A 26,554-nucleotide genomic window follows, 5' to 3' on the forward strand; every position below is an offset into this window, starting at 1 on the left:
CCCAGCCGCCGAAGCAACCGAACCTCCCCAAACCAGTTGGACTTCGCCTATGAATAACTTTCCCCGGACAGCCCTGCATTTCATGGGGCGAGGAACCCAAGTCCTGCGAAGGCAAACAATCTCCACAAGGACCTCAACAATGAGCAAAAAGACCGCGCAGAAAGCAAAGCCGCCAAAGCTCCCCAAAGACGAGGCCGAGCAGGTGCGCATTCGTCGCGAGATCGGCCATGATTTCGCGCTGAAGGACGACCGCTTCGGCCGCAAGCGGCTCAATGTCGGCACCGAGGAGGCGCGGCGCGTCTACGAGGTTTCCAATGGCGGTTACACCGCGGCCGGCGGCGTCGTGCGGGTGCGCAACGTCGATCCGCTGGTGGGTATCACCTCGCTGACGCGTCAGCAGCGCGAGGCCGGCCAGCGCTTTCGCGATGATTTCGAGCGCGCCTCGCGCGAGGGGCTGAAGCCAATGCCGTGGGAAGAGCGCGTCGACGGCGGGCGCATCAATGGCGACATTCCCGACCGCGTGCTCACCGCCGGCCGCGCCCATGCCGGCGCCAGTGCCGCATTGGCGCATTGGGAACTGGCCGACGCGGTGCGCAAGATCTGCCTCGAGGGCCAGTCGGTGAAAGCGCTTGCCGAACGCACCGGCGAGGGACGCGATGTGGTGGTGAAGCTGCTGAAGGTCGGGCTCGACATGCTGGCCGTGCATTACGGTATGATGCTGATGCGCAAGCCGCGATAAGGCCGGCGGTCCGCGAGGAGTCAAAAACGTCCGGCCGACAGATGTCGGCCGGACCGGTTCACGCTATCGGGTCACCATTCGCAAACGCGGATTTCCTCAACGATCCTGTGATGATGGCGCCAATGCTTGACCAACTCTATGTGGCAGCGGTGATGATGCCTGTGGTACCTGTGATACCTGTGATACCTATAATCCCTGTAGCCGTTGTCGTAGGCATCATACTGATAATAGGGGCGAGGTGCGTAGCGATCGCCGTAATAGTCGCGATATCCGCCACTGTAGTAATCGTCATAGTAGCCGTTACCAATGCCGATCACGACGCGCCCGCCAGCATTCGCCGGGGCAATCATCGCCGCTGCTGCGGAGATGGCGATAATCGAAGCAAGCAGGAGCTTTCTCATGGCTACCTCCTGTTCAAGGTTGATCTAATATAACCCCCGGGGCGCGACCTCGTTCCATAGTTTTTACGAGATGTGACAACCCCTGCGTCCGGTACACACGGGATGAGGGTAGCCACCGTCGCCACCTGTCAGCATCATCCCTCGATTTTTGAACCCTTCGCCATCCAAGCCACCAACCCGGCATATGAACCAACAGGAAACGCATAAAAACAGGCGCTTAGGGCGCTTCAGTGAATCAATCTCTGAACCTGCTCCAGGCGCCTTTCTTGTCTAGCTTCGCCGCCTCACCACCCTCCGGCGCCTTCTCCCACCCAAACACGCTGCGCCCGCCAAGCAGATGCGACTTGTCGAACTCGCCGGCAACGATCTCTTTCAGGCTTGGCCCGGTGACGTAGCGCTCCAGCCGCCGCGCTTCGCCATCCAGCCGCTGCAGCGCGCCAAGCTCTTCCTCGCGGCCGAGCTTCGCCTTGCCAACTGCCGATTTCAGCACCGCGATCGTCTCGTCATAGACCTTCAGCGGCACCGGGAACGGGTGCCGGTCCTTGCCGCCATGGGCGAGCGAGAAGCGCGCCGGGTCGGAGAAGCGGCACGGCGCGCCATGCACCATTTCGGCCACCATGGCCAGCGCCCGCACCGTGCGCGCGCCGACGCCGGGCACCAGCAGCAGCTCGGGAAAATCCGCCGGCCCGCTTTCGATGGCGGCCGAGATGTTGCCGTGCAGCCGGTGCATGACGATGTCGCTCTCGCGCACGTCGTGATGCGCCGGCATCACCAGATTGGGCAGCATCGGCTGCGCTGCCGGTATCGCAGGCGGCACTTTCGTCGGCGGCTCCAGCACGGCAAGCTGGTCCAGAATCCGCTCCGGGCTCATGGTCTTCAACAGGTCGAGCTGCCCGGTTCGCGACGGCTCGGCGCGGTGGTCGGTCAGGTTGACGATCTCGCCCTGGGCCTCGCCCTCGATCGCCGCATGCGGCTGGTCGACGAAGCTGGTCAGCCCTTCCGACAGCCAGTGGTAGCGGCGCGCCTGGCGGCTGTCGCCATTCATGCCTTGCTGCACCACCACCCAGCGGCTGTCGTCGGTGACGATGAAACCGTGCAGATAGAGGTCGAAGCCGTCCTGCACTGCCGCGCTGTCCACCTTGGCGACCAGGCGGCTGGCGGTGGCAAGCGCCGCGCCATCGATGCCGACGCGCTCGCCGATCGCCGCCAGCTCCTGTGGCGTCTTGCGCGAATGAGCGCCGCGCCCGCCACAGACATGGATGCCGAGCTCGCGCGACATCGGGTTCAGCCCGCGCTTCAGCGCGCCGACGACCGATGTGGTGATGCCTGAGGAATGCCAGTCCATGCCCATGACGGCGCCGAAGGACTGGAACCAGAACGGATGCGCCAGCCGCCGCAACAGCTCGTCGCGGCCATAGTGGTGGATGATCGCCTCGCACAGCACAGCGCCCAGCCGCGTCATACGGTCGCCCAACCATTTCGGCACCCGCCCGCCATGCAGCGGCAGGTCCGCACTGCCGCTTCGCTGCGTCAAAGTTTTGTTCTCCGTGGCCAGGTGCGCACCGGTTGCGCGCCTGAGATCTAGATGGCATCTGGGTGGAGATTTGCAAGCGTGGTGGGGCAGTCCTTTTTCGCTCGGCCGTCCCCGCTGGCACCCATCCTTGCGATCCCACCAAAACCGTTTGAATATGCGCGTCGCCGCTTGGGGGAGCACACGTGGCGCACATCGCTGTGGTCACGCATGAATATGACCGGTTTCAGACGCCGTGGCGCCTGCTGCGCCGGCGCGACAGCCCGTACATGCTGTTCGACATCCTGGCCGAGCTCGAGCGGCGCGGCCACCGGGTGAGGCGGCTTTGCGGCCTGTCGCAACCGCCCGATGCCGATCTCGCCATCCTGCATGTCGACGCCACCATCGTGCCGCAAGCCTATGTCGACTATGCCGCCTGCTTTCCGTTCTGTCTGAACCTTGCTGTCTCAGACATTCCAAGCGCCGCATCAGCCAGGCGCTGCTGCGCAACAGTGACGGCTGGAGCGGCTCGGTGATCGTCAAGAGCAACCTCAACCACCACGGCCTGCCCGAAGCACGCTTCAATCTGCGCGCCGCGCGCCATGGTCGCGAAATGCCCTTTCCCGGCGCGGGCGAAATGCCCCGCTACGAGGTTTTCGCCGCGCGTGGCGACGTGCCCTCCGATCTGCTCGAACGGCCCGATCTGGTGGTGGAAAAATTCATCCCGGAAATCGTCGCCGATGGTTTCGGCACCCGCATCTGGGTGTTCTGCGGAACGCGCGAACGCTGCGCGCGCTATGTCTCGCCCAACGCCGTGGTGAAAGCCTCCGAGACGACAAGGCGCGAGCCCGTGCCGGTGCCCGACGAGATGCGCCTTCTGCGCCAAAAACTCGGCTTCGACTACGGCAAATTTGATTTCGTCATCCACCAGGGCCAGCCGGTGCTGCTCGACGCCAACCCGACCCCCGGCCGCCCGAAAAGCGTGCGCTCCATGCTGGTGGAGGCGGCGGCGAATCTGGCTGATGGGTTTGAGGGGATGATGGGCCGTTGTGTTGTCCCATGGCGCGGATGAGACGACCCGCCGTTTACCGCAGCACTCGAGACGGCTTGCGAAACGGGCGACCCGCAGATGCTTTTTCGTGTTATGATGCGCTTGCAGTGCACGCGAGCTCGACCTCGGCAAAATGGCAGAGGTCGAAAGCTATTTTTGTCTTGGCGCCCCGGCACGGGCTCAACTCCGAAACGCTGGGTGTGCTTATCCGGGGCGAGGAGGTTGTCCATGTCCACGAGTAGTGTCGACCGCCCACTGCAGCCGGGCGACCGGGCGCCGAATATTGTGCTCGATGCGATCTCCCGCGAAGGCAAAATCGCGCTGGACGATTTTCGAGGCCGAAGCCCGTTGTTGATCGGGTTGTTTCGAGGCCTGCACTGTGCCTTCTGTCGGCGCAATGTCGCGGCAATGGCGCAACTCGAGCCGGCCCTGCGTGAGAGAGGCGTTGAATGCCTGGCGGTGGTCAATACGCCGGTCGAGCGGGCGCGGCTCTATTTCCGTTACCATCCGGCACCCGACCTTCTCGCCGCATCCGACCCGGAGCGGGCCTCACACCGTGCTTTCGGATTGCGCGAGGTCGGGATGGATAAGGTCATGGGGATCCGGATCCATCTCCCGGGCGAGTTGCCCGAGCCTATGGACCCCATGGCAATGGACGAGTTTCTCAACAAGAAGGAGGGGTATGAGATTATGGAAGCCGATCAGCAAATGATGGCTTCCGCCAAGGAGCTGCTTGTCGGTCAGTTCCTTATCGACCGAGGGGGCGTTGTACGCTGGAGCTTCACTGAAGTTCTGGAGGATGGCCTCAATACGTTCAGGGCACCGAATCCCGAGGAATTGATGTCGGCAGCTTCCCAAGTTGCACATTAACAGGCTGTCAGAGGCCGACGTTCTCGCCTTAGGAACGGCGCCTGCGCCATCCGATCGCGCGAGGGCCGCCTGCGCGAAAACACTCCGCGCATGCCCCCCAACATGCCCCATCGCACGCCCAAAACACTATATGATTGCGCCGCAGGCCGATTTGCCGACGGACGCCAATGCCCATTTTCTCAGTCAAGCACACGACCGTCTATCGCTATCGCCAGCCCGTGAGGTTTGGCGAGCACCGGCTGATGTTCAGGCCGCGTGACAGTTTCGATCAGCGGCTGCTGGGCCATGCTTTGTCCATTGACCCCGAACCGAAGGCGGTTGGCTGGATCCATGACGTTTTTGGCAATTGCGTTGCGGTGATCGATTTCGAGGGTTCAGCCAAGGAACTCCGTTTTGCCACAGACATCCGGCTCGATCACACGCCGCAGCATGCGCCGGATTTCCGCATCGACGAGGCCGCGCTGAATTATCCATTCTCTTACGATCCCGACGAGGCGGCCGACCTCGCTCAGACAATGGAGCGCCACCATCTCGACGACGGCGACGAGGTCGGCAAATGGGCGCGACAGTTCGTCAGTGCCGCGGGACACACCGAAACCGGCAAATTGCTGATGACGCTCTGCTACGCCATCCACGAGAGTTTCGTCTATTCCCGAAGGGTCGAAACCGGGACGCAGCCGCCGCTGATGACCCTGCATCTGCGCAAAGGCACATGCCGGGACTTTGCGCTTTTCATGATGGAGGCGGTTCGCTCGCTCGGCTTTGCCGCCCGCTTCGTGACCGGCTACGTCTATGTGCCGAGCCGCGACAGTGCGGATGTGCGCGGCGGAGGCTCGACGCATGCCTGGTGCCAAGTCTACCTGCCTGGCGCCGGTTGGGTCGAGTTCGATCCCACCAATGGCATTGTCGGCAACCGGGATCTGATCAGGGTGGCCGTGGCCAGGCATCCCAGGCAAGCCATACCGCTTTCCGGAAGCTACTCCGGCAGCGCCTCGAGTTTTCTGGGGATGACCGTCGAGGTGAAGGTGGCCAAGGAAACCGGCGCATAGGCTCCCTCGGCGGGTTCTCCGCCCTCGGCGTTCGGCCGCCGACAACGCTGGAGCCGGGTGAGAGGTGTTCCAGCCTGGAGAGCACCTCCCACCCGCATTTGCCCGATCCGGGAGGGGACAGATCGGAGCAATGTGACCTCTCCCTCGAGCAGAAAGGTCAGGCCGCCAGCGCCCCCGCTGTTCTCATCTAACCCCCTAAAACAGCGCCTTCTCCACCACCGGCTCCAGCGATTCCGCAAACGGCGTCGCCAGATGGTGGCGGTCGCGATAGGCGAGTTTGCCGTTGATGAAGGCATGGCAGGTGTTCTGGTCGCAGAACTGGTTGGTCAGGTCGATGTAGCTGGCGCCGGGCACGGCGCGCACGATGTCGCGCTCTATCGCCGCGCCGGCGTCGTTGGCGGCCTCGGTCCGTTTCTGGTCGCACAGCGACGGCGTCTGCCCGCGCCACAGCGCGCGCGCCACGCAGGTGTCGACATGGTCGTCGTTGAACGGCACGTCGCGGATGAAGGCGACCTTCAGCCCGGCATTGCTGAACGCTTCGAGCGTCGCGCGCAGGCCAGCCCGCGCGTCGGCATCCCGGCTTTCGGGCATCTGCGTGCCGACCGACATCTTGCGCAAACTCTTCTGCGCGATCTCCGAGATCACCACCAGGCTCGGCCGCGCGGCGATGATCTGCCTGATCGATCGCTCGCGCCACTGATCGCACTCGGTGTAGTCGCGTTTCAGCTTGCTCACCCAGACCGTCATCCGCGAGGCCCGGCAGGACGATTTGAGCCAGGTGACGACCTTGGTGTTGTTCTTCTCAGCTGCCTCGATCAGCGGCGTCGACCAGTGGTCGGCGTGCGAGTCGCCAAACAGTGCAATCGTGTGCCCGGCGGTTGTGGTTCCGAACATGCAAGGTTTTGGCGTCACCGTCTCATAGCTAAGAACGCAGCCGGCCTTGCGGGCGGTGGAGGGGCGGGCCGCACTGGCGGCGATGGTGCGCTGCTGCGGGTCGAGATCGTGGACGACAAGCCTGGCATTGGCGTAGGCGGCTGCGACGCCGGTGCCGGTGAGGAGGACGGCCGGCACCAGCGCCCGCGCCGCATTGGCCATCAGCCAGCCGTTGCGGCGGATCGGGTTTTCGATGAAGTGGTAGGTAAACAGCGACAGCGCCAGCGTCAGCGCCATGCAGCCGAGCCGCTGCAGCGGCGAGAGCTCGGGCACCAGCGTCGCGGCATAGACGATCACCGGCCAGTGCCAGAGATAGAGCGAGTAGGAGAGCTTGCCGACCCACTGCAGGGGCGGCAGCGCCAGGACGGCACTGGGGCCATTCCTGACGCCGGCCGCTCCCGCCAGCAGCAACAGCACGGTTCCGGCTACCGGCATCAGCGCCATGAAGCCAGGGAAGGGGGCGTCCTCGGTAAAGGAGAGATAGGCGCCGGCGATGAGCGCCAGGCCGAGCCATGCCAGCGGCGCGGCAAGAAGCGGGCGATCCTGCCAGAATTTCTGCGGCAGCATGGTCGCCAGCCCGCCGGCGGCGAATTCCCAGGCGCGCAGCGGCGAGAAATAGAAGGCCCAGGGCTGCGCCATGGTGGTGAGCCAGGCACAGACGGCGAACGAGATGAGGCCGGCAATGCCGATCACCAGGATCGCGCCGCGCTTGCCGGGGCGCAGCCATGCCGCCAGCAGCAGCAGCGCCGGCCAGGCGAGATAGAACTGTTCCTCCACCGACAGCGACCAGAAATGGATGAACGGGTTGCTGGTCGCATCCGCCGCGAAGTAGTCGAACGACCAGCGGATCAGCCAAAGATTGATCATGTAGGCCGAGGCGTACATGGCGCCCTTGGAATAGAGCGACTGTTCCTCCGGCGACAGGATGAAGGCGCCGGCCACCAGCGTGGCGAGGATGACGAACAGCGACGCCGGCAACAGCCGCCGGGCGCGCCTGGCGTAGAAGCGCCACAGGTTCAGGCGGCCGGTCTCGGTGAGCTCGGCGAGCAGGTGGCGGGTGATCAGATAACCCGAGATGACGAAGAAGATGTCCACGCCGGCAAAGCCGCCGGGCAGGCCGGTGAGGCCGAAATGGAAGGCGATGACACCGGCAACCGCCAGTGCGCGCAATCCTTCGATATCGGGCCGGAACGATGCTGGCACGGTGAAACCTCGTCCTGTCGCATGATCCCGAACCAAAGTCCGCCTGGCCGAGATGCCGTAACATCTCGCCGGGATCACACGTGCTGCGGCGTCCCTGCGCGCCGGGATGGACGCGTGGGGCCGCAGCCGTTGACAGCCCGCCCGATGCAAAGACTCGACCCTGCAGGCCGATATCGCAATGCAACAAATCTATCGCGGTGCAACATTGAGGGAGATGAACTGCCAATCTGTGGGGTTCTTGTGGGGGAGATTGGCTCACCGCCGACGTTGCCCCTGTCATGCGCATCGGCTATCCAACCGGCAGCCAATGCCGGCGGAACGGAGCCCTCCCATGACCAATACCACCATCCTCAAATTCGGCGCCGTCGAGCATGCCGATGGCGAAGACCTGCCGGGCTGGATCGCGGTCGAGGGCAGGCCGACCATGCAGACCGCCGTGCAGCATACCACCGCCGACGGCAAGGTGATGTCGGGCACCTGGCAGGCCTCGCCCGGCACTTACCACGCCACCTACACCGACTATGAGTTCGTGCACATGATCGCCGGCCGCATCATCATCACGCCGGATGGTGGCACCCCGGTCGAGGTTGGCCCCGGCGATGCGTTCGTGGTCGAAGCCGATTTCAAGGGCACCTGGAAGATCCTCGAGCCGGTGACCAAGCATTTCGTCGTCAGGGTTTCCTGATCGACTCGTCGTGAAGCTTGCTTGATCGACATCGTCAGCGTTGCCTGATCCGACGGCCGGCAACGGCAGGACGTCGTACGCGGAACGTCTTGGCGGTCCACCGCGTTTATGTCCATCAGGAGTATCAAAAACAGATGGCCATTCAAACGGACTACCGAACGAACAGGGCCGACTATGCGATTGCGGCAAAGCGGAAATTGACTGGCACTGCTGTTGCGGCTGAGGCGAAAAAGAAGGCGGTGCGACCTCACGATCAGCTTGACGATCAGCGTTCCGCCAGACTGTCAGCAAATCCATCGGATACGTCGGACAAGCATGAACCCAGATCGCGCGGGTAGGTTTGGCTGCCAGCGCATGACCTTTTCGTCGAGCACCAGGAAGGGCTCGGCAATTGGGTTGACGATCGCCCGCCGCCTTGCGCGGTCGCCAACGTCCCTCTCATCCCGTCGGGAAGAGAGGGACGTAGCAAAGCGAATATCGGCAAAAGGGGGCGTCACCTCGTTCGCTTCGAACCGATGCGGATCGAAAAGCTGAGACGATGGCGTTCTGCGGTGCCTTGTCGATGAGGTCGCCTGCCAGGACTGCTGTCGGGTCGCCGGCGCGTCAGCCAAGAGCGAGCGGCGCACCCTTTTGAGTGCATGCCGCCCGTCCGGCGCCGGGCCGTCAATGCTGTTGTAACGAAACCCCCCAGCCCCGTCTCAACCGCCACGGCCATGGCGTGACCCACGGCTTGGTATACGCATGCACCCCCGCGGTCTGTCAACGCCCGTCCAGAGCGATGCCGGGAGGTCGATTTTGTGCTTGCCGCCTAGCTTTCCGGCCAACTGCACGGAGGCCATATGTCATGGCAAAAATCGTTGTAAGTGGCGGTTTTCCGGGCTTTCTTGTGGCTCCGGAGCGGCGCCGCCGGTATCACTCCCGTCGCGATCTAGGCGCTTGAATCGATTTGCCTTTCCCGGCTGAAACGTTTCAGGAGGCTGGTTTTCAACCTGACTTTTTTTGGGTGTAATTCCCCAACGTCCGTTTTGGGCTTTGCTAGCCGGTCTGGCCGGTCCGCCACCCGGCATTGCAATCAGGGATTGCCGTCGGCCAATCGCGCCTCCGGTGCGGCCGTCGAGCGCCGCGCCATGCCGCTGATGACATAGGCGGCAGCGCCCAGCGCCGTGATCCAGAAGCTCGTTGGCCAGTCGGTCAGGAAGGCGAGCGACAGGCTGATCCAGGCGATGACGACGGCAAGCGCGATCGAGGCCAGCACGCCGGCAGCGACGCCGCTGGTCAGCCTGAGCGCGGTGGCGGCGGGCGCCACCATCAGCGCGAAGACCAGCAGCACGCCGACGATCTGCACCGCCTCGGAGGTGGCGACGGCGACCAGCACCATGAACAGGGTCGAGACCAGGGTGATCGGCACGCCGCGCGCTTCGGCGAGTTCCGGCTGCAGGCTGGCGAACAGCAGCGGCCGGGCGATCAGCACCAAAGCGGCGAGGATTGCCACGCCCAGCACCGCCAGCACGATGACGGTGCGCAGACTGATGCCCAGCACATTGCCGAACAGCACGTTGGTCGCCTGCGAGGCGAAGGCGGTGTAGAAATGCAGGAACAGCAAGCCGAGACCCAGCGACAGCGTCAAAACGATACCGATGGCGACGTCGCGATGCGCGCGTTCGCCGAGCAGGCCGATACCGATGCCGGCAGCGATCGTGAACACGGTGAGACCCAGGAACGGCGACAGCCCGATCAGGCCGGCACCGGTGGCGCCGGGAAAGCCGACATGGGAGAGCGCATGGCCGGCGAAGGTCTGGCCCCTGAGCACGAGGAAATAGCCGACTGCGCCGGAAACGATGCCGACAATGGTGCAGGCATAGAAGGCGTTGCGCATGAATTCATAGTCAAAGATCGTGGACATGCGCCCCGCTTTCCAGTTCGACATCGTCGGCCATGACGAAGATGCGGCCGGCGACGCGCACCACATTGATGTGGGTGCCGTAGAGTTTCGACAGCACGGGGCCGCTGATGACCTCGTCGACGGAGCCGATCGCGGCCTTGCCATTGCCGAGATAGAGCACGCGGTCGACGGCGCGCAGCAGTGGGTTGATCTCGTGCGAGCAGAACAGCACGGCGATGCCCAGCCGCTCGCCGATCTCGTGCACCAGATCGATGATCGCCCGCTGATGCGCGGCATCGAGGCTGATCAGCGGTTCGTCGAGCAGGAGCAGTTGCGGATCGCCGATCAGCGATTGCGCAATCAGGATGCGCTGGCGTTCGCCGCCGGAAAGCTCGGCCAGCGGCCGCCGCGCGAGATCGGTGGCGCCGATCGCTTCAAGCGCCTTCCAGGCGGCTTCCTTCTCGGCGCTGGACGGAACCGGCCAGCCCCAGCGATGCCCGCCGGCGGCACTCAGCACGAAGTCGAGGCCGCTGATGCCGACATCGTTATGCGCGCGCCGCGCCTGCGGCATGTAGCCGATAGCAGCATTGCCGCGCGTCGGCGGTTTGCCGAGCACCGAGATGGCACCGCCGGCCGGCTTTATCAGGCCGAGTATGGCGCGTAGCATCGTTGTCTTGCCGGCACCATTGGCGCCGAGCAGGCCGATAAAAGCGCCTTGCGGAATCGAAAAGGAGACGTCGGATAAAACCCGGCGTCCCCCATAGGTCAGCGTGACCTTGTCGAATTCAATTGCGTTCATTTAGTCACGTTCATTGGCAGTCACATTCATTGTGTGCGGGCTGCAAGCGCCTTCTGGACCGCGTCGATCTGGCCGCCGAACCAGGCCTGGATCGTCTGTCCCGCCGGTTCCGTCTCGGTGACGCCGATGACGGTGACCTTGTTCTGTTTTGCGATGTCGAGCAACCTTGTCGTGGCCTCGTCGGTCACCTGCGAATTGTAGAACAGGATCTTGGCCGAGCCGTCCTTCAGGCTGTTCTCGAATGCCGCCACCTGGGTGGCGCTCGGCTCCGCATCGTTCATCAAGGCCACCTGAAAATCGTAGTTCAGCATCTTGAGGCCGAGCGCTTCCGCCATGTAGCCGAAGACAGGCTCGGTCGCGGTCACCTCGGTGCCGGCATAGGTCTTCTTGACGTCGGCGATTTCCTTGTCAATGGCCTGGAGCGATGTCTGGAATGCCTTCAGGTTGGCCTCGTAATGCACGGCATTGGCGGGATCGCGCTTGGCAAGATCGGCGCTCAGTGCCTTGGCGATGGCCGGCAGCGTCGCCGGGTCGTACCACAGATGCGGATTGTCGCCCGACTTCTTGCCGATCAGGTCGGCGGCAACGATGGTCGTGCGGTCCTTGGTGGTCGAGGCAGACAGCAGCTTGTCCATCCACGGATCGTAGTCGGCGCCGTTGTAGATGATGATCTTGGCGTCGGCGATGGTGCGTGCCGTCGACGGGCTGGTCTCGAACAAATGCGGATCGTCATCGGGATTGGCCAGGATGCTGGTGACCGTGACATTGCTGCCGCCGATCTGGCGGGCGAGGTCGCCATAGAAATTCTCGGCCGCCACGATGGTCAGCTTGTCTTCAGCGCGGGCGGCCGTGCCGGTCAAAAGCGGCACCGCAACCAGCAGCGCGGCGAGAAAGGGAATGGGGCGCATCCTTGGTTTCCTTGCAGTCTGGAAGGCACGGCGCCGGAGAGGCGGCGCCGTGTAACTGTATAACTGTAACAATATAACGTTTGCGTCGAAAGTACGGCCGATGTCAATGGGCTTTTTCAGCGGCGCACTTTTTCGCACGCACAAAAGCGTGAGCGGCCCACACCGATCGTTGGAGGCCGGCCTTGCCTGTCGGCGATGCGCGAAAGGGCAGGGCTCGGCGCACACGGCTGAAGCAGATTGCATCCACGGCTTTGCCCAGCCCGTGGTCAGTTTTTCGGACGTCTTCCCTCCCATGCGTCCTGCAACAGGGCGCGGATTGCGGCGCGATCAAAAGGCCGCGGATTCCAGTATGGATTTCTGGTGGCAATCTCGGCGGCGCGGTCGAGATCGTTCTGCCTGAGGCCGAGTTCCTTCAAGGTGAGGGGCGCGCCGACTGCCTTGGCGAAATCATGGAGCCCGCCCCCGGCGCTGCCGCCAAAAATGTCGGCGAGGGGCTTCAACAATTGGGGCACGGCGATCGCGTTGAAGCCGATCGTGTGCGGCAGCATCACCGCATGGGTCTCGGCATGCGGCATGTCGAAGGAGCCGCCCAGCGTGTGGCAGATCTTGTGATGCAGCGCCATGCCGACAGTGCCAAGAACCGCGCCGCATAGCCATGCGCCATAGAGCGCGTCGCTTCGGGCTTCGAGATTCCTGGGCTCTTTCACCAGGTCTGGAAGCGCTGTCCTCAAGGCACGCAACCCTTCGGTCGCCATTAAGGTCGAAATCGGATTGCGGTCCTGCGCGTAGAGCGCTTCCGCCGCATGCGCCATGGCGTTGAGGCCGGATGTGACGCTCATCGCCACCGGCAGGCCGATGGTGAGTTCCGGATCGTAGATCACCACCTCCGGCAGGATTTTTGCATCGCGCACCGTGGTCTTTTCGCCGTGCTCGGTCTGGCCGAGGATCGGCGTCACTTCGGAGCCGGCATAGGTGGTCGGGATGACGATCTGCGGCAGGTCGGTGCGGTATGCGATAGCCTTGCCGAGACCGGTGGTCGAACCGCCGCCCAGGGCAACGACGCAGTCGGCTTGAACCTCCGTCGCCTTGCCGATAGCGGCGTCCGTTATCTCGATAGGCGTGTGCATCGCCGCACCCGAGAAGACGCCTGCCGCCAACGGTCCGAGCCGCTTCGCCAGCGCCTCGCCATCCGCCGCTCGATGCGGCGTCGACAGTACCAGCGCGCGCCTGCAGCCGAGCTTTTCGATCCAGGCCGCAACCTGCGACGAGGCGCCATTGCCGAAGACGATATGCGCCGGCTGGCCGGAATAGGTGAACTGCCGCGTCATGCCGCCTGGCTCCCCTTGCGCGCCAAGGCGACCCTCCCGGCGGAATAGGCTTCGTTGAACGACCCGATGCCGGTCTGGGGCATGTTTCTCTCCAGGTTCGCCCCACCAGGGACAGTAGCGCGCAAGGCAGGATCTAAGATGATGATTTCCGCCCGATTTATAGACCATCTTGGCTCGCCGCGCGCCGGCCGTTGACACCTTCTCAAAACACATCCGCCAGAGTTTCGACAACCTCAAGCGCCTGATCAAACGCCATGAGCAAGCGGTGATCTGGGGGCTTAGGCGGCTCTCACGCCAATTTCAGCCGAATTTCAGCCTGCGGTCAGGACGAGTGACCGGGATCTAGGCACCCTGGCTGCATTCCACGTGGCTCAAGGATCACGCCATGACGCCCGCCGAAATCGTCCTTGCCGCATTCACGGACTTCAACGCACTGCAGATCGTGCCCTACCTTCCCGCAGATCGTCTGTGTCGTACGCGATCGCCATGGCGCCTCGGCTATCGACCTGGATCATTTGGCTCGCCGGCAGTGCTGCGACCACGGCATATGCGTTCGTCAACATATGGGACATCTGGCTTGTCGCTGTGAACGCCGTGAACACGCTTTGCTGTCTCGCCATCGTCCTCCTCACCGCGTGGAAACGGGCGCGTCATCGTGATCTCGAACGGACATCGTCGGCGCCCGGCCCCTCTTTGGCCCCGCTGTAGGAAAGCAGCAGGCAGAACCACAGACTTGAAACGGGAACAAAATCGCCATGGCAGACGCGCACATCAAACACTGGGACGAGAACCATTCCCGCGGCTTCCTGGACAACGGGCGCTATTTCGTTCCGGAACGCGAGCGCCAGATCGAGATCATCGCCGACCTCATTCCGCAACCCGCGCCGGGCGGCCTGCTGGTCGAGCTGTGCTCCGGCGAAGGGCTGCTCAGCCGCGCGCTGCTGGAGCGTTTTGCCGACTGCCATGTCCTGGCGCTCGACGGCTCGGCCGAAATGCTGGAGCAGACGCGGCAAACCTGCCGCGACCATGCCGGCCGCCTGACCGCGGCCGCCTTCGAGCTGGCGGATCGCGACTGGCGAGGTTTTGCCGAGCCGCCGCACGCCATCGTCTCCTCGCTCGCCATCCATCATCTCGACGGCCGCGAGAAGCGGACATTATTTGCCGACCTTGCGGCGGCGCTTAGCCCCGGCGGGGTACTTATTGTGGCCGACATCGTGCGCCCGCCAAGCGCCAGCGGCCTCGCCATCGCCGCGCGGCAATGGGACGAGGCGGTGCGCGCCCAGGCGCTGGCGATCGACGGCGATCTCGCCGCCTTCGCCGAGTTCAATCGGCTGGGCTGGAATTACTTCCGCAACCCCGACGGCGAACCGATCGACAAGCCGTCCTCGCTGGCCGAGCAACTCACCTGGCTTGCGCAAGCGGGCTTCACTGAAGTCGACTGCGCTTGGCTGTTCGCCGGCCACGCCATCTTCAGCGGGCGAAAGCCTTGATGTCTTGGGGCGGGCGTGATGTCTTCGAGTATGCGAGGGCCGTGACAGACTCCTGGCAGTCGCGCGGATCGAATTGGTTGACGTCTCCTTGAGGGGCGACATGACGACGTTCGAATTCTCCGGCCACAGGCTCGATCTGCACAGGGGCAGGCTGCAGAGGGGCGGGCACGACGTCGACCTGCGCGCCAAGTCGCTCTCGCTGCTCGTCTACCTCCTGGAAAATGCCGGCCGCGTCATCGGCAAGGACGAGTTGGTCAATGCGGTCTGGCCGAACATCGCCGTTTCCGACGATTCGCTTACCCAATGCATGAAGGACATCCGCAAGGCGCTCGGCGCCGAGGCCGATGGCCTGATCCGCACCGTGCTGCGGCGGGGCTATGTGATCGACGAGGAGCGCGTGCGCCGCCTCGAGGATCGGGTCGCGACCGGGAGCGAGGAGGGCAGCGCCGACGACAGGCCGTCGATCGCGGTGCTGCCCTTTGAGAATCTCAGCGGCGACCCGGCGCAGGACTATTTCGCTGACGGCATGGTCGACGAGATCACCACGGCGCTGTCGCGCATGCGCTGGCTTTTCGTCATCGCCCGCAATTCGAGCTTCGCCTACAAGGGCGAGGCCGACGGCGTGAAACGGGCCGGAGCCGAACTCGGTGTGCGCTACGTGCTGACCGGCAGCGTCCGCAAGGCCGGCGACCACATCCGCCTCACCGGACAGCTCATCGACTCCGCTTCCGGCAAGACGATCTGGGCCGACCGCTACGACGGCATCATGGCCGATGTGTTCGACCTGCAGGACCGGCTTGCGGAGAGTGTCGTCGGCGCCATCCAGCCGTCCATCCTGTCGGCCGAGATCGAGCGTTCGCGGCGCAAGCGGCCGGAAAGCCTCGCCGCCTACGACTACGTGCTGCGCGCCTTTCCGCTCACCTGGTCGCTTGAGCGCGCGCAGAACGAGGAGGCCGGGAAGCTGCTTGAACGTGCGATCGCGATCGAGCCGGATTATCCGCTGGCGCTTTCGCTGCTGGCCTGGTGCCATCTGCAGCGCGCGGGCTACCGCTGGACTGAAACGCCGGCCGCTTCCCGGGAGGAGGGCCTGCGCCTGGCGCAGACGGGCGCGGCGCTCTCCGGCGACGACCCGATGGTGCTTGCCGTGCTCGGCGCGGCGCATTCCTTTGCCCGCGACTACGATGTCGCCGACATATATCTGGCGCGAGCGCGCGCGCTCGATCCGAATTCCGCCTGGGCCTGGCTGCGCAGCGCGTGGCTCGATGTCTATCGCGAGCGGCCCGAGGCGGCGATCGAGAAGTTCGAGCATTTCAAACGGCTGAGCCCGCGCGACCCGATGGGCTACATGGCCGAGATCGGCATCGGCGCCGCGCATTTCGTCGCCGCGCGCTATGACGAGGCGGTGGCGCTGACGCAGCGCGGCCTTAGCCAGCAGCCGGGCGCCTGGTGGGGACTGCGCCTGCTGGTCACGGCGCTGGTTCATGCCGGTCGCAAGGACGAGGCAAGGCACGCTTGCCGCAGGCTCATGGAAACCTACCCGGGCCTCACCATTGCCAGGGTTGGCGACGCCTCGCCCTTCGACGCGGGCACGAGCGAACGCATCGCCGCCGGCCTGCGCGAGGCCGGCCTGCCGGACTGACCATGACCCGGAACCAGATCCGGTGCGGGCTTACGCCGGTGCTCAGCATTCGCGGCAATGGCGGCGATCATCTACTATCTGGGCAAGCACCTCGGTGGGGTCGCGCTCGACCGGCAGGGTGAGCGCGTTTTCAATGTCGAAGGCTGTCACGCCGATGTCGCGGCGCTCGCACTCGCTCATGGCGGCCAGACCTGAGAGTTCGCTACGCGCCTTCCAGAAGCGTGGCAGCCACAGCAGCGTCCATTTCGCCGCCTCATACAGCCGGAAAAGCGACAAGGAAGCGCGCCGCCCGTTGCCGGTTTTGGTACCGATGAAATGATCAATCGTCGTCATGGGACTGTCTCCGTGTTGCACGCGTTGTGGCTTCGGTTTCTTGCCACCTTCATCGTTGAGTGCGAGATTGCGCCTGTTTGAAATGCGTGTCCGGAAAGTGGCCTGAAAGAATGCTGACGAAGCCCTGAAAATTGCGAGGAGCTGACAGCCGCGATGAACGCTGAGCCACAGCCGATCTACCGCTTCGCCGGCTTCAGCCTCGACACGCGCGCCGGAGTGTTGCGCGACGGTTCTGGCGAGATCGCGCTGCGGCCGAAATCGCTCGATCTGTTGATTTTTCTCATCCGCAACGCTGGCCGGCTGGTGTCGAAGGACGAGCTTCTGCATGCGGTGTGGAGCGACGTCGTCGTCACCGAGGATTCACTCACCCAATGCATCAGCGACATTCGCCGCGCGCTGGGCGACTCAGCGCAGATGTTGATCCGCACTATGCCGCGCCGGGGCTACATGCTGCCCGGCGAAGTGCTGGAGGGACCGCCAGCTGTCGACGCTCGTCCGTCGCCTCAGCTTCCCGACAAGCCGTCGCTCGTCGTGCTTCCGTTCGAGAACCTGTCGTCGGACCCGGAGCAATCCTACCTCGCCGACGGCACGGTAGAGGAGATCACGGCGGCGCTGGCGCGCATTCGCGGCCTGTTCGTCATGTCGCGCAACTCGGCCTTTGCCTACAGTGGCCAGGCGTTCGACCTGCCGCGCATCGGCCGCGAGCTCGGTGTCCGCTACGTGCTGGAAGGAAGCGTGCGTCGGCATCTCGATCAGCTCCGCATCTCGGCCAGGCTGATCGAGGCCGAGACCGGCAGCCTGATCTGGGCGGAAGGCTTCAAGGGTGACATCGCGGATACGTTTGCGCTACAGGACAATGTGACGGCGGGTGTCGCAGGCGCCATCCTGCCGTCTATCCAGATGGCGGAAATCGAGCGTGCGCGCCGCAAGCGGCCGGGCGACCTGCAAACCTACGATCTGGTGATGCGCAGTCTGCCGCATGTCTGGGCGCTCGGCCGACAGGACAACGCGATCGCCATCGAGACGCTGGAGAAGGCTTTGCTAGGCGATCCCGACTATCCGCTGGCCCTGTCGCTGCTGTCCTGGTGCCATGCGCAGCGCAGCGTCTACAATTGGTCGACCTCGCCTGAGGCCGACCGGCGCCGTGCGCTGGGGCTGGCGGAGCGATCTGCCGAACTCAACAGTGACGATCCATTTTCCCTGGCCGTGCTCGGCGCTGCCCACACCGTGTCGAGCAATTTCGTCACTGCAGCCGCGTTGCTTGAAAAGGCGTGTTCGATCGATCCCAATTCGGCCTTCGCCTGGAACAGGAGCGGCTGGGTTGCAGCCTACAGAGACGAGGTCGAGCGGGCGGCGGAATGTTTCGAGCGGTCGTTGCGACTGGGGCCGTTTGATCCCATGGTTTATACCTGTCATTTGGGTCTGGCTGTCGTGCATTTCAGCGCAGGGCGGCCCGGCCAGGCGGCGGATCTGTATCTGCGTGTCCTGGCGGAGCATCCGAACGCTTTGTGGATCCTGCGTACGCTGATCCCGGCCCTTGTCGAAGCGGGACGCCTCGACGAAGCCCGGCAGCATATGGCGCGTTGTCACCGCGAATATCCGGAGCTCACCTTGCGGGCGGTTCGCGACTCGATGCCCTTTAGAGTTGAAATTCTCGACCGACACGAAAACGCGCTGAGAAGCCTTGGAGTGCCGGAGTAGAGGACCACCTGTCGGGGCGGAGTGCGGTGCGTGAGACGCCGCCCTGTCGCAAACGCGTCGCCTCGGCCGTAAAAATGTCAAAAAAGTATCAATGAGGTGGACACACCGTGGTGGCGGCGGCAAGGATTGCCGCCTAAGCTTTGATCACTGCAGAGAGCGGCAAACGCGGCCTGCGGAAGAGGGCACTGCAACTGGTCGCATGACCGGACCGGCGCCGGGAGGAACTGACATGAATCCGGACTTGGAAGTCGTCCAGATCAGACGTGGCGAGTCGTTCAAGGCCTGGGCCCACGGCTACCCCTTCCACACCGTGCGCTGGCACTTCCATCCAGAATACGAAATCCACCATGTCGTCGCCACCACCGGCCACTATTTCGTCGGCGATTTCATTGGCGAGTTCGAGCCCGGCAACCTCGTGCTCACCGGCCCGAACCTGCCGCACAACTGGGTCAGCGATGTGCCGGCCGGCACCAGCGTGCCGCTGCGCGGCCGCGTCGTGCAATTCTCCCAAGAATTCATCGCCGACGCCACCACGGCGCTGCCAGAACTTGCCGGTTGTGAAAATATTCTCGAACTCAGCCGGCGTGGCGCGCTGTTCTCCGCTGCTACCGCTGAACTCGCCGCACCTGTGCTGGCCGAACTGGTCGAGGCGCAGGGCGTGCGCCGCATCGCGCTGTTCATGGAGCTCATCGATATCCTGAGCCGCGCCGCCGATGTGCGAACGCTGACCAGCGCCAGCTATCTGCCCGATCCCTCCGGCTTCATGTCGGCCGGCGTCAATAAGGCGCTTGCCTATATCAACGCCAATCTGACTGAGCCGTTCAGCGAAAGCGATTTGGCGGCAATTGCCGGCCGCAGCCCGAGCGCGTTTTCGCGCAGCTTCCGCCGCCACACCGGCATGGCGCTGGTGCAGTACGTCAACCGGCTGCGCATCAACCTCGCCTGCCAGTTGCTGATGAGCGAAGCCGACATGCCGATCACCGAGATCTGCTTTGCCGCCGGCTACAACAACATCTCGAATTTCAACCGCCAGTTCCTGACGCAGAAAGGCATGTCGCCTTCGCGCTTCAGGGCCTTGCTGGCGGAAAACATCAGTGCGGAGATTGCCGCCTAACAGGGAGGACCGGGAGGAGCTTTAGACATTTTGGGAAGAAAGGACGCGGGGTGCGTTGGAGGCGCTCCGTGCTGGAGATCGCTTGTCCTGAAATCCAGCGATATCAAGAGGATGCGCAGCACAGATCAAGTGCGTCGTCATTCCTCGCAACAGTTCGACTTGCAGTCAAGGCCCGGCGCGCCATGTGGTGACAGGGCTTCGTGAAACAATTGAAACGGAGATATCAGAATGACCAGATTTGCTTCGACGGGAGCCATTGCGCTCACGCTTTCTCTCCTCAGCGGCACCGCCGCCTTCGCAGCCCCTGTCACCGATGCCACGGTCGCCTTCCTGATGCCCGACCAGGCCTCGACGCGCTATGAGCAGCACGACTATCCCGGCTTTGCCGCCGAGATGAAAAAGCTCTGCCCCGGCTGCAAGGTGATCTACCAGAACGCCGATGCCGACGCCTCGCGCCAGCAGCAGCAGTTCAACTCGGTCATCTCGCAAGGCGCCAAGGCGATCGTGCTCGACCCGGTCGACTCGACCGCTGCCGCCTCGCTGGTCAAGCTGGCGCAGAGCCAGGGCGTCAAGGTCATCGCCTATGACCGGCCGATCCCGACGGCACCTGCCGACTTCTACGTCTCGTTCAACAATGAAGGCATCGGCAAGGCCATCGCCGACTCGCTGGTCGAACACCTCAAGGCGCTGAAGGTCGATCCGGCCAGCGGCGGCCTCTTGCAGATCAACGGTTCGCCGACCGACGCGGCCGCCGGTCTGATCAAGAAGGGCATTCATTCCAGCCTCGACAGCAGCGGCTACAAGATCCTGGCCGAATACGACACGCCGGAATGGGCGCCGCCGAAGGCACAGCAATGGGCAAGCGGCCAGATCACCCGCTTCTCCACGCAGATCGTCGGCGTTGTCGCCGCCAATGACGGCACCGGTGGCGGCGCCATCGCCGCCTTCAAGGCGGCCGGTGTCGATCCGGTGCCGCCGGTCACCGGCAATGACGCCACGATTGCCGCACTGCAGCTGATCATCGCCGGCGACCAGTACAACACCATCTCCAAGCCGAGCGAGATCGTGGCCGCGGCTGCCGCCAACGTCGCCGTCCAGCTCTTGTCGGGCGAGACGCCGAAGGCCGAAATGACCCTCTACGACACCCCTTCGCAGCTGTTCACGCCGGCGGTGGTGACGCAGGAAAACCTCAAGGCCGAGATCATCGACAAGAAGATCAACACCGCCGAAGAGCTCTGCGTCGACCGTTACGCCGAAGGCTGCAAGAAGCTCGGCATCACCAACTGATCGGATTATCCTGATCCTGACTTCCGGCTGCCTTTGCGGCGGCCGGAAGTCCGCAGTCACTCTTGACCGGTCATCCGGAAAGGTTTGCCACTATGTCTGACATCTCTGACGGACCGGTTTCGGCAGGCGAGCTGGTGCTCAGCCTGCGCGGCATTTCGAAGAATTTCGGCGCTGTATCAGCGCTCACCGAAATCGATCTCGACGTCCATGCCGGCGAGGTGGTGGCGCTGGTCGGCGACAATGGCGCCGGCAAGTCGACGCTGGTCAAGATCCTCGCCGGCGTCCACCAGCCGACGTCGGGCACCATCGATTTCCGCGGCAAGCAAGTGACCATGCCCGACCCGAGCGCTGCCTTGACGCTCGGCATCGCCACCGTCTTCCAGGATCTGGCGCTGTGCGAAAACCTCGATGTCGTCGCCAACATTTTTCTCGGCAAGGAGCTCAACCCGCTGCGGCTGGACGAGGTGGCGATGGAAATCCGCGCCTGGACGCTGCTCAACGAATTGTCGGCGCGCATTCCAACTGTGCGCGAAGCGGTTGCCTCGCTGTCCGGCGGCCAGCGCCAGACCGTGGCGATTGCGCGCTCGCTGCTGCTCGACCCCAAGGTCATCCTGCTTGACGAGCCGACCGCCGCCCTTGGCGTCGCCCAGACGGCGGAGGTGCTGAACCTCATCGACCGGGTGCGCGAACGCGGCCTCGGCGTGCTGATGATCAGCCACAATATGGAAGACGTGCGCGCCGTCGCCGATCGCATCGTCGTACTCAGGCTCGGGCGCAACAATGGTGTCTTCGAACCCGATGCCTCCAACCAGGAACTGGTCAGCGCCATCACCGGTGCCGCCAACAACGCGGTGTCGCGCCGCGCCGAACGGCGCAAGGCAGCACAGGCGCAATCACAGGAGCAGCGGCCATGAGCGCAGAGCCAAAGCAGGACACCTCCTCGTCAACGGCGCTCGACCGCAGCGACGTGCGCGTCAAGCACCAGGCCGGCGTCGGCGGCGCGATCAGCGCCTTCTTCGACCGTGTCCGCTCCGGCGACCTTGGCTCGCTGCCGGTGATCGTCGGCCTGGTCATCATCTGGAGCGTGTTCACCGCCCTCAACCCGGTGTTCGTGTCCTCCAGCAACCTGGTCAACCTGCTGTTCGACTGTTCGACCGTAGGCGTCATCGCGCTCGGCATCGTCTGCGTGCTGATGGTCGGCGAGATCGACCTCTCGGTTGGTTCGATCAGCGGCTTTGCTTCGGCCATGGTCGGCACGCTGTGGGTCAACCAGGGCTGGCCGGTGGCGCTCGCCATCCTCGCCGCACTCGCCGTCGGCGGCTTCATCGGCGCGCTCTATGCTCTGCTGTTCAACCGGCTGGGCATGCCGAGCTTCGTCTCGACGCTCGCCGGCCTGCTCGCCGTGCTCGGCCTGCAGCTCTACATCCTCGGCTCCACCGGTTCGATCAATCTGCCTTATGGTTCCCACCTGGTGAATTTCGGCCAGTTGCTGGTCATGCCGGACTGGCTGTCCTATGCGCTGGCCGCAGTGCCCGGCATCGTCATGCTCATCACCGGCCTGCGCACCGTCAGCCGCCGTCGCGCCGTCAATCTGTCGGCGCCATCGGTCGGCGGCCTGATCGTGCGCGTCGCCGCCCTGACCATCCTGCTTGAACTGATCGTCGGCTATCTCAACCAGGCGCGCGGCATACCGTGGATGTTCGGCCTGTTCGTTGGCCTGGTGGTGGCGATGAACTATGCGCTGACCCGCACCCAATGGGGCCGCTCGATGACCGCCGTCGGCGGCAACCGAGAAGCGGCGCGCCGAGCCGGCATCAAGGTGCGCTCGATCTATCTCAGCGCCTTCGTCATGTGCTCGATGTTCGCCGCACTCGGCGGCGTGCTGTCGGCGGCACGGCTGGCCTCGGCCAGCCAGCAGGCCGGCACCGGTGACGTCAACCTCAACGCCATCGCCGCGGCGGTCATCGGCGGCACCAGCCTGTTCGGCGGTCGCGGCAGCGCCTACTCCGCGCTGCTCGGCATCATCGTCATCCAGTCGATCGCCAGCGGGCTGACCTTGCTCGACCTGTCATCGTCGCTTCGCTACATGATCACCGGCGCCGTTCTGGCGATCGCGGTCATCGTCGACTCCCTGGCACGCCGCTCGCGGGTTTCCCACGGCCGCGCCTGAACCAACAGACAATACGAGGGTAGCAAGAATGGCTCAGGATTTGAGTGGAAAAGTCGCGGCGATCACCGGGGCCGCCTCGGGCATAGGGCTGGAATGCGCCAGGGCGTTGATTGCCGCCGGCGTCCGCGTCGTGCTGGTCGACCGCGCCGAAGACGCATTGAAGAGCGCCTGCGCCGAACTCGGCCCGAATGCTATCCCGCTGGTGATCGATCTGATGAGGCCGTCCAGCGTCGCCACCATGATGCCGCAGATCCTCGAAAAAGCCGGCCAGCTCGATATCTTCCACGCCAATGCCGGCGCCTATGTCGGCGGTCCGGTGCTCGACGGCGATCCCGATACGTGGGACCGCGTGCTGAACCTCAACATCAATGCGGTATTCCGCTCGGTGCACGCCGTGCTGCCGCACATGGTCGAACGCAAGACCGGCGACATCATCGTCACCTCTTCGATCGCCGGACTGGTGCCGGTGGTCTGGGAGCCGATCTACACGGCCTCCAAACATGCCGTGCAGGCCTTCGTCCACACGGTGCGCCGGCAGGTCGCCCCGCACGGCCTGCGCGTCGGCGCGGTGCAGCCGGGGCCGGTGGTAACAGCGCTGATCAGCGACTGGCCGAAGGACAAGCTTGACGATGAACTGGCCAAGGGCGGCTTGATTCAGCCCGTTGAGGTCGCCGAAGCCGTGCTGTTCATGCTGACGCGGCCAAGGAACGTGACCATTCGGGATCTGGTGATCCTGCCACAGAGCAATGATTTGTGAGAGAGCGAATAGGGAGTAGCGAGTAGCGAATAGGGGCGTAATTTCTATTCGCTATTCGCTATTCGCTATTCGCTATTCGCTATTCGCTATTCGCTATTCGCCAATTCCCTGAGGTCCCCCATGTCCCACTTCCTCGGCATCGACGTCGGCACCGGCAGCGCCAGGGCAGGGGTGTTCGACGCTGAAGGCACCATGCTCGCCTCGGCGAAGCGCGACATCGCTTTGTTCATCGAGCCTGGCGAAATCGCCGAACAGTCGAGCGAAGACATCTGGCGCGCGGTCTGCTCCAGCGTGCGCGAGGCGGTGACAAAGTCGGGACTTGCCGGGCGTGACATTGCCGGCATCGGCTTCGACGCCACCTGTTCGCTGGTTGTGGTCGGCAAGGGCGGTGCACCCCTGGCGGTCGGCGGCTCGGGTGACAGCCAGCGAAACATCATCGTCTGGATGGATCACCGCGCGCTCGACCAGGCGCAGCGCATCAATGCCGGCAAGCACGCCGTGCTCGACTATGTCGGCGGCACCATTTCGCCGGAGATGGAAACGCCTAAGCTGCTGTGGCTGCGGGAAAACCTGCCCGCCACCTTCGATGCAGCGGAGCATTTTTTCGACCTGACCGACTATCTGACCTGGCGCTCGACCGGCAGCCTGGCACGCTCGATCTGCACGCTCACCTGCAAATGGACCTATCTCGGCCATGAGCGGCGCTGGGACGATGCCTATTTCCGCGCCGTCGGTCTGGGCGCGCTCGCCGACGAAGGCTTCGCGCGCATCGGCACCGAAGTGGTCGAAGGCGGCACCGCGCTGGCTCAGGGCCTCACCGAGGCGGCGGCCGCCGATCTCGGCCTGCTGCCGGGAACGCCGGTCGCCGCCGGCCTGATCGATGCGCATGCCGGCGGTGTCGGCACGGTCGGCGGCACGGGCTCCGTCGGCACGCTGCAGTCGCGCATGGCTTATGTCTTCGGTACCTCGGCCTGCACCATGGCCAGCACCAGCGAACCGGCCTTCGTGCCGGGTGTCTGGGGTCCGTATTTCTCCTCCATGGTGCCGGGCCTGTGGCTCAACGAAGGCGGCCAGTCGGCGGCGGGCGCGGCGATCGATCATCTCGTCGCTTTCCACCCAGCCTCGGCGGAAGCATCCGCAAAAGCCAGGGCGGAAGGTCTCGGCCTGACCGCCTGGCTTGGCCGGCGGGCGGCAACGAAGTCCGCTGATCTGTCCGCGGTGGCGCGCCTTGCCGAAGGGCTGCATGTCGTGCCGGAATTCCTCGGCAACCGCTCGCCCTTCGCCGATCCTGAATCCAAGGCGCTGATTGCCGGGCTCGGCATGGACACGTCGCTCGACAGTCTCGTCGCGCTCTATGTCGCCGGCCTGCTGGGGATCGGCTATGGCGTGCGCCAGATCCTGGCGGCGATGGCCAACAAGGGCATTGCCATCGACACCATCGTCGTCAGCGGCGGCGCCGCGCAAAGCGACCTGGTGCGCCAGCTGCTGGCCGACACGACAGGCCTGACCGTCGCCGGATCGACCTCGCCGGAGCCGGTGCTGCTCGGCTCGGCCGTACTGGCCGCAGTGGCGGCGCAAAAATATCCCGACGTGACAGCGGCGATGACTGGCATGTCGCGCATCGGCGACATCTATCGCCCGGCCGGCGGCGATCTCATGCCCTGGCACGACAAACGCTTCGCCGCCTTCGAACTGTTGCAGCAGGCGGGCCGCGCCATCCGAGAGTGAAGGAGCGCGCTTCCGCTCACACCGTCCAGAAATAGCGGACGATGTGAAAGAACACCGGCGCGGCGAAGACCAGGCTGTCGGCGCGGTCCATCATGCCGCCATGGCCTTCAATGAGGTGGCCCCAGTCCTTGACGCCCTGGTCGCGCTTGATGGCCGACGCGACCAGACCGCCGAGAAATCCCATCAGGCAGGCAATGAAGGCGACGCCTGCCGCCGCCAGCGGCGAGAACGGCGTCAGGAACGACAGCAGCGCGCCGAGCAGGCTCGACGCCACCAGCCCGCCGACCAGCCCTTCCCAGGTCTTTGACGGCGAGACGGCGGGCGACAGCAGATGCCGGCCGAACAGCTTGCCGAAAATATACTGGAAGACGTCGCTGCCTTGCACGGTGATGATCAGGAAGGCGATGAGCAAGAGGTTGCGGCCTTCGAAACCGGGCACGTTCAGCGTCAGCAGCGCCGGCACGTGGCTGACGCAGTAGACCGAAATCATGACCGCCCATTGCTGCGCCGACACGCGCTCGAGGAAGCGCTCGGTGTCGCCGTTGAGCGCGGTGATCGCCGGCATCAAGAGGAAGCAGTAGACCGGAATGAAAATGGTGAAGAGCCCGTACCAGGCGGTCCACACCAGCCAGTACTGGTAGGGGATGATGATGCCGAACATTCCGAGCAGCACCCAGTGATCGCTGCGCCGGCTGTGCGTCAGCGTCACGAATTCGCGCAGCGCCGCAAATGAGATCAGCGCAAACAGGATGGTCATGCCGGTGCGGCCGAAGAAGAAGGCGACCGTGATCGCCACCACCATCACCCACCAGGCATTGATGCGCTGGTTGAGGTTGACGAGGGTCGAGGGCAGCGGCTTCGGCGCCCGCCACGACAGGATGCCGGCAACAGTGCTGGCCGTGGTCAGCACGCCGACCAGGCCAACCAGCAGGATGACGGTTTCATGCATTGGCGGCAGTGTCATGCGACGTCTCTGT

At 64.2% G+C, this 26,554-nt stretch carries 24 protein-coding genes and 1 pseudogene; 16 read left to right on the forward strand and 9 right to left on the reverse strand.

Annotated features, from left to right (window positions below):
* Positions 1 to 139: 139 nt before the first annotated feature.
* Complete coding sequence (locus FJV77_RS20960; protein ID WP_142868540.1) at positions 140 to 739, forward strand: DUF6456 domain-containing protein; 600 nt, start codon at positions 140 to 142, stop codon at positions 737 to 739.
* Positions 740 to 810: 71 nt separating this feature from the next.
* Here FJV77_RS20960 and FJV77_RS20965 read toward each other — a convergent pair whose 3' ends face one another.
* Both FJV77_RS20965 and FJV77_RS20970 read right to left on the reverse strand, forming a co-directional pair.
* Complete coding sequence (locus FJV77_RS20965) at positions 811 to 1,140, reverse strand: hypothetical protein (RefSeq protein WP_142868541.1); 330 nt, start codon at positions 1,138 to 1,140, stop codon at positions 811 to 813.
* 235 nt (positions 1,141 to 1,375) lie between these two features.
* On the reverse strand, positions 1,376 to 2,674 hold the full coding sequence (locus FJV77_RS20970) for a DUF763 domain-containing protein (RefSeq protein ID WP_142868542.1): 1,299 nt from the start codon (positions 2,672 to 2,674) through the stop codon (positions 1,376 to 1,378).
* Between the two features lie 182 nt (positions 2,675 to 2,856).
* Here FJV77_RS20970 and FJV77_RS33030 point away from each other — a divergent pair, with 182 nt between their 5' ends.
* The 4 genes from FJV77_RS33030 (at position 2,857) to FJV77_RS20985 (ending at position 5,620) form a co-directional block, all read left to right on the forward strand.
* Positions 2,857 to 3,186: a hypothetical protein gene (locus FJV77_RS33030; RefSeq protein ID WP_246691317.1), complete on the forward strand. Its 330-nt coding sequence runs from the start codon at positions 2,857 to 2,859 to the stop codon at positions 3,184 to 3,186.
* The gene (locus tag FJV77_RS33035; RefSeq protein WP_246691318.1) at positions 3,183 to 3,722 is read left to right on the forward strand and encodes a hypothetical protein; all 540 of its coding nucleotides are present in this window, start codon (positions 3,183 to 3,185) and stop codon (positions 3,720 to 3,722) included. The genes FJV77_RS33030 and FJV77_RS33035 overlap by 4 nt, the downstream gene beginning before the upstream one ends.
* A 207-nt stretch (positions 3,723 to 3,929) precedes the next feature.
* The gene (locus FJV77_RS20980) at positions 3,930 to 4,571 is read left to right on the forward strand and encodes a peroxiredoxin-like family protein (protein WP_142868543.1); all 642 of its coding nucleotides are present in this window, start codon (positions 3,930 to 3,932) and stop codon (positions 4,569 to 4,571) included.
* 167 nt (positions 4,572 to 4,738) lie between these two features.
* Positions 4,739 to 5,620 carry a transglutaminase family protein gene (locus FJV77_RS20985; RefSeq protein ID WP_142868544.1) on the forward strand — a complete coding sequence of 294 codons (882 nt, stop codon included), beginning with the start codon at positions 4,739 to 4,741 and terminating at the stop codon, positions 5,618 to 5,620.
* 195 nt (positions 5,621 to 5,815) lie between these two features.
* Here FJV77_RS20985 and FJV77_RS20990 read toward each other — a convergent pair whose 3' ends face one another.
* Positions 5,816 to 7,756, reverse strand: coding sequence for an acyltransferase family protein (locus FJV77_RS20990; protein ID WP_142868545.1), 1,941 nt, complete (start codon positions 7,754 to 7,756; stop codon positions 5,816 to 5,818).
* Between the two features lie 331 nt (positions 7,757 to 8,087).
* Here FJV77_RS20990 and FJV77_RS20995 point away from each other — a divergent pair, with 331 nt between their 5' ends.
* Complete coding sequence (locus FJV77_RS20995; RefSeq protein WP_142868546.1) at positions 8,088 to 8,441, forward strand: cupin domain-containing protein; 354 nt, start codon at positions 8,088 to 8,090, stop codon at positions 8,439 to 8,441.
* A 1,072-nt stretch (positions 8,442 to 9,513) separates the two neighbouring features.
* On the opposite strand, the gene FJV77_RS21000 is transcribed toward FJV77_RS20995, so the two are convergent.
* The 4 genes from FJV77_RS21000 to FJV77_RS21015 all read right to left on the reverse strand — a co-directional run bounded on the left by FJV77_RS21000 (position 9,514) and on the right by FJV77_RS21015 (position 13,358).
* Positions 9,514 to 10,344 carry a metal ABC transporter permease gene (locus tag FJV77_RS21000; protein WP_185970385.1) on the reverse strand — a complete coding sequence of 277 codons (831 nt, stop codon included), beginning with the start codon at positions 10,342 to 10,344 and terminating at the stop codon, positions 9,514 to 9,516.
* Positions 10,328 to 11,122, reverse strand: coding sequence for an ABC transporter ATP-binding protein (locus FJV77_RS21005; RefSeq protein WP_142868547.1), 795 nt, complete (start codon positions 11,120 to 11,122; stop codon positions 10,328 to 10,330). The genes FJV77_RS21000 and FJV77_RS21005 overlap by 17 nt, the downstream gene beginning before the upstream one ends.
* Positions 11,123 to 11,148: 26 nt before the next feature.
* Positions 11,149 to 12,030 (reverse strand): zinc ABC transporter substrate-binding protein, encoded by an 882-nt coding sequence (locus FJV77_RS21010; RefSeq protein ID WP_210246339.1) that lies wholly within the window; start codon positions 12,028 to 12,030, stop codon positions 11,149 to 11,151.
* Positions 12,031 to 12,296: 266 nt separating this feature from the next.
* Positions 12,297 to 13,358 carry a maleylacetate reductase gene (locus FJV77_RS21015; protein WP_142868549.1) on the reverse strand — a complete coding sequence of 354 codons (1,062 nt, stop codon included), beginning with the start codon at positions 13,356 to 13,358 and terminating at the stop codon, positions 12,297 to 12,299.
* Between the two features lie 178 nt (positions 13,359 to 13,536).
* On the opposite strand from FJV77_RS21015, the pseudogene FJV77_RS33390 reads away from it, so the two are divergent.
* The 3 genes and pseudogenes from FJV77_RS33390 to FJV77_RS21030 all read left to right on the forward strand — a co-directional run.
* A pseudogene (locus FJV77_RS33390) lies at positions 13,537 to 13,635 on the forward strand (LysR family transcriptional regulator); the annotation flags it as partial.
* A gap of 478 nt (positions 13,636 to 14,113) precedes the next feature.
* The gene (locus FJV77_RS21025) at positions 14,114 to 14,848 is read left to right on the forward strand and encodes a class I SAM-dependent methyltransferase (RefSeq protein WP_142868550.1); all 735 of its coding nucleotides are present in this window, start codon (positions 14,114 to 14,116) and stop codon (positions 14,846 to 14,848) included.
* Between the two features lie 100 nt (positions 14,849 to 14,948).
* A complete protein-coding gene (locus FJV77_RS21030) occupies positions 14,949 to 16,487 on the forward strand; it encodes a winged helix-turn-helix domain-containing protein (RefSeq protein WP_142868551.1) in 1,539 nt (512 codons plus the stop codon).
* Between the two features lie 42 nt (positions 16,488 to 16,529).
* On the opposite strand, the gene FJV77_RS21035 is transcribed toward FJV77_RS21030, so the two are convergent.
* Positions 16,530 to 16,820, reverse strand: coding sequence for a hypothetical protein (locus FJV77_RS21035; RefSeq protein WP_142868552.1), 291 nt, complete (start codon positions 16,818 to 16,820; stop codon positions 16,530 to 16,532).
* A 153-nt stretch (positions 16,821 to 16,973) separates the two neighbouring features.
* Here FJV77_RS21035 and FJV77_RS21040 point away from each other — a divergent pair, with 153 nt between their 5' ends.
* From FJV77_RS21040 to FJV77_RS21070, 7 genes are all read left to right on the forward strand, one after another.
* Positions 16,974 to 18,521: a winged helix-turn-helix domain-containing tetratricopeptide repeat protein gene (locus tag FJV77_RS21040; protein ID WP_142868553.1), complete on the forward strand. Its 1,548-nt coding sequence runs from the start codon at positions 16,974 to 16,976 to the stop codon at positions 18,519 to 18,521.
* Positions 18,522 to 18,750: 229 nt separating this feature from the next.
* Complete coding sequence (locus FJV77_RS21045; RefSeq protein WP_142868554.1) at positions 18,751 to 19,635, forward strand: AraC family transcriptional regulator; 885 nt, start codon at positions 18,751 to 18,753, stop codon at positions 19,633 to 19,635.
* Between the two features lie 228 nt (positions 19,636 to 19,863).
* Positions 19,864 to 20,922: a sugar ABC transporter substrate-binding protein gene (locus tag FJV77_RS21050; RefSeq protein WP_142868555.1), complete on the forward strand. Its 1,059-nt coding sequence runs from the start codon at positions 19,864 to 19,866 to the stop codon at positions 20,920 to 20,922.
* A 92-nt stretch (positions 20,923 to 21,014) separates the two neighbouring features.
* Positions 21,015 to 21,836 carry an ATP-binding cassette domain-containing protein gene (locus FJV77_RS21055; protein WP_142868556.1) on the forward strand — a complete coding sequence of 274 codons (822 nt, stop codon included), beginning with the start codon at positions 21,015 to 21,017 and terminating at the stop codon, positions 21,834 to 21,836.
* A complete protein-coding gene (locus FJV77_RS21060) occupies positions 21,833 to 23,092 on the forward strand; it encodes a sugar ABC transporter permease (protein ID WP_142868557.1) in 1,260 nt (419 codons plus the stop codon). The genes FJV77_RS21055 and FJV77_RS21060 overlap by 4 nt, the downstream gene beginning before the upstream one ends.
* Before the next feature lie 28 nt (positions 23,093 to 23,120).
* Positions 23,121 to 23,849, forward strand: a complete 729-nt coding sequence (locus FJV77_RS21065; protein WP_142868558.1) for an SDR family oxidoreductase — start codon at positions 23,121 to 23,123, stop codon at positions 23,847 to 23,849.
* 120 nt (positions 23,850 to 23,969) lie between these two features.
* Positions 23,970 to 25,577, forward strand: a complete 1,608-nt coding sequence (locus FJV77_RS21070) for an FGGY-family carbohydrate kinase (protein WP_142868559.1) — start codon at positions 23,970 to 23,972, stop codon at positions 25,575 to 25,577.
* Positions 25,578 to 25,593: 16 nt separating this feature from the next.
* Here FJV77_RS21070 and FJV77_RS21075 read toward each other — a convergent pair whose 3' ends face one another.
* Positions 25,594 to 26,526: a phosphatidate cytidylyltransferase gene (locus FJV77_RS21075; RefSeq protein WP_142868648.1), complete on the reverse strand. Its 933-nt coding sequence runs from the start codon at positions 26,524 to 26,526 to the stop codon at positions 25,594 to 25,596.
* Positions 26,527 to 26,554: the final 28 nt, after the last annotated feature.

It is taken from the genome of Mesorhizobium sp. WSM4306 (assembly GCF_007003975.1).
GTDB lineage: Bacteria > Pseudomonadota > Alphaproteobacteria > Rhizobiales > Rhizobiaceae > Mesorhizobium.

What these genes read in the sequence shown, in the direction of transcription:
- FJV77_RS20960 (WP_142868540.1), top strand. Translation starts at nt 140, where the DNA reads ATGAGCAAAAAGACCGCGCAGAAAGCAAAGCCGCCAAAGCTCCCCAAA.
- FJV77_RS20965 (WP_142868541.1), bottom strand. Translation starts at nt 1,140, where the DNA reads ATGAGAAAGCTCCTGCTTGCTTCGATTATCGCCATCTCCGCAGCAGCG.
- FJV77_RS20980 (WP_142868543.1), top strand. Translation starts at nt 3,930, where the DNA reads ATGTCCACGAGTAGTGTCGACCGCCCACTGCAGCCGGGCGACCGGGCG.
- FJV77_RS20985 (WP_142868544.1), top strand. Translation starts at nt 4,739, where the DNA reads ATGCCCATTTTCTCAGTCAAGCACACGACCGTCTATCGCTATCGCCAG.
- FJV77_RS20995 (WP_142868546.1), top strand. Translation starts at nt 8,088, where the DNA reads ATGACCAATACCACCATCCTCAAATTCGGCGCCGTCGAGCATGCCGAT.
- FJV77_RS21000 (WP_185970385.1), bottom strand. Translation starts at nt 10,344, where the DNA reads ATGTCCACGATCTTTGACTATGAATTCATGCGCAACGCCTTCTATGCC.
- FJV77_RS21005 (WP_142868547.1), bottom strand. Translation starts at nt 11,122, where the DNA reads ATGAACGCAATTGAATTCGACAAGGTCACGCTGACCTATGGGGGACGC.
- FJV77_RS21010 (WP_210246339.1), bottom strand. Translation starts at nt 12,030, where the DNA reads ATGCGCCCCATTCCCTTTCTCGCCGCGCTGCTGGTTGCGGTGCCGCTT.
- FJV77_RS21015 (WP_142868549.1), bottom strand. Translation starts at nt 13,358, where the DNA reads ATGACGCGGCAGTTCACCTATTCCGGCCAGCCGGCGCATATCGTCTTC.
- FJV77_RS21025 (WP_142868550.1), top strand. Translation starts at nt 14,114, where the DNA reads ATGGCAGACGCGCACATCAAACACTGGGACGAGAACCATTCCCGCGGC.
- FJV77_RS21030 (WP_142868551.1), top strand. Translation starts at nt 14,949, where the DNA reads ATGACGACGTTCGAATTCTCCGGCCACAGGCTCGATCTGCACAGGGGC.
- FJV77_RS21035 (WP_142868552.1), bottom strand. Translation starts at nt 16,820, where the DNA reads ATGACGACGATTGATCATTTCATCGGTACCAAAACCGGCAACGGGCGG.
- FJV77_RS21040 (WP_142868553.1), top strand. Translation starts at nt 16,974, where the DNA reads ATGAACGCTGAGCCACAGCCGATCTACCGCTTCGCCGGCTTCAGCCTC.
- FJV77_RS21045 (WP_142868554.1), top strand. Translation starts at nt 18,751, where the DNA reads ATGAATCCGGACTTGGAAGTCGTCCAGATCAGACGTGGCGAGTCGTTC.
- FJV77_RS21050 (WP_142868555.1), top strand. Translation starts at nt 19,864, where the DNA reads ATGACCAGATTTGCTTCGACGGGAGCCATTGCGCTCACGCTTTCTCTC.
- FJV77_RS21055 (WP_142868556.1), top strand. Translation starts at nt 21,015, where the DNA reads ATGTCTGACATCTCTGACGGACCGGTTTCGGCAGGCGAGCTGGTGCTC.
- FJV77_RS21060 (WP_142868557.1), top strand. Translation starts at nt 21,833, where the DNA reads ATGAGCGCAGAGCCAAAGCAGGACACCTCCTCGTCAACGGCGCTCGAC.
- FJV77_RS21065 (WP_142868558.1), top strand. Translation starts at nt 23,121, where the DNA reads ATGGCTCAGGATTTGAGTGGAAAAGTCGCGGCGATCACCGGGGCCGCC.
- FJV77_RS21070 (WP_142868559.1), top strand. Translation starts at nt 23,970, where the DNA reads ATGTCCCACTTCCTCGGCATCGACGTCGGCACCGGCAGCGCCAGGGCA.
- FJV77_RS21075 (WP_142868648.1), bottom strand. Translation starts at nt 26,526, where the DNA reads ATGCATGAAACCGTCATCCTGCTGGTTGGCCTGGTCGGCGTGCTGACC.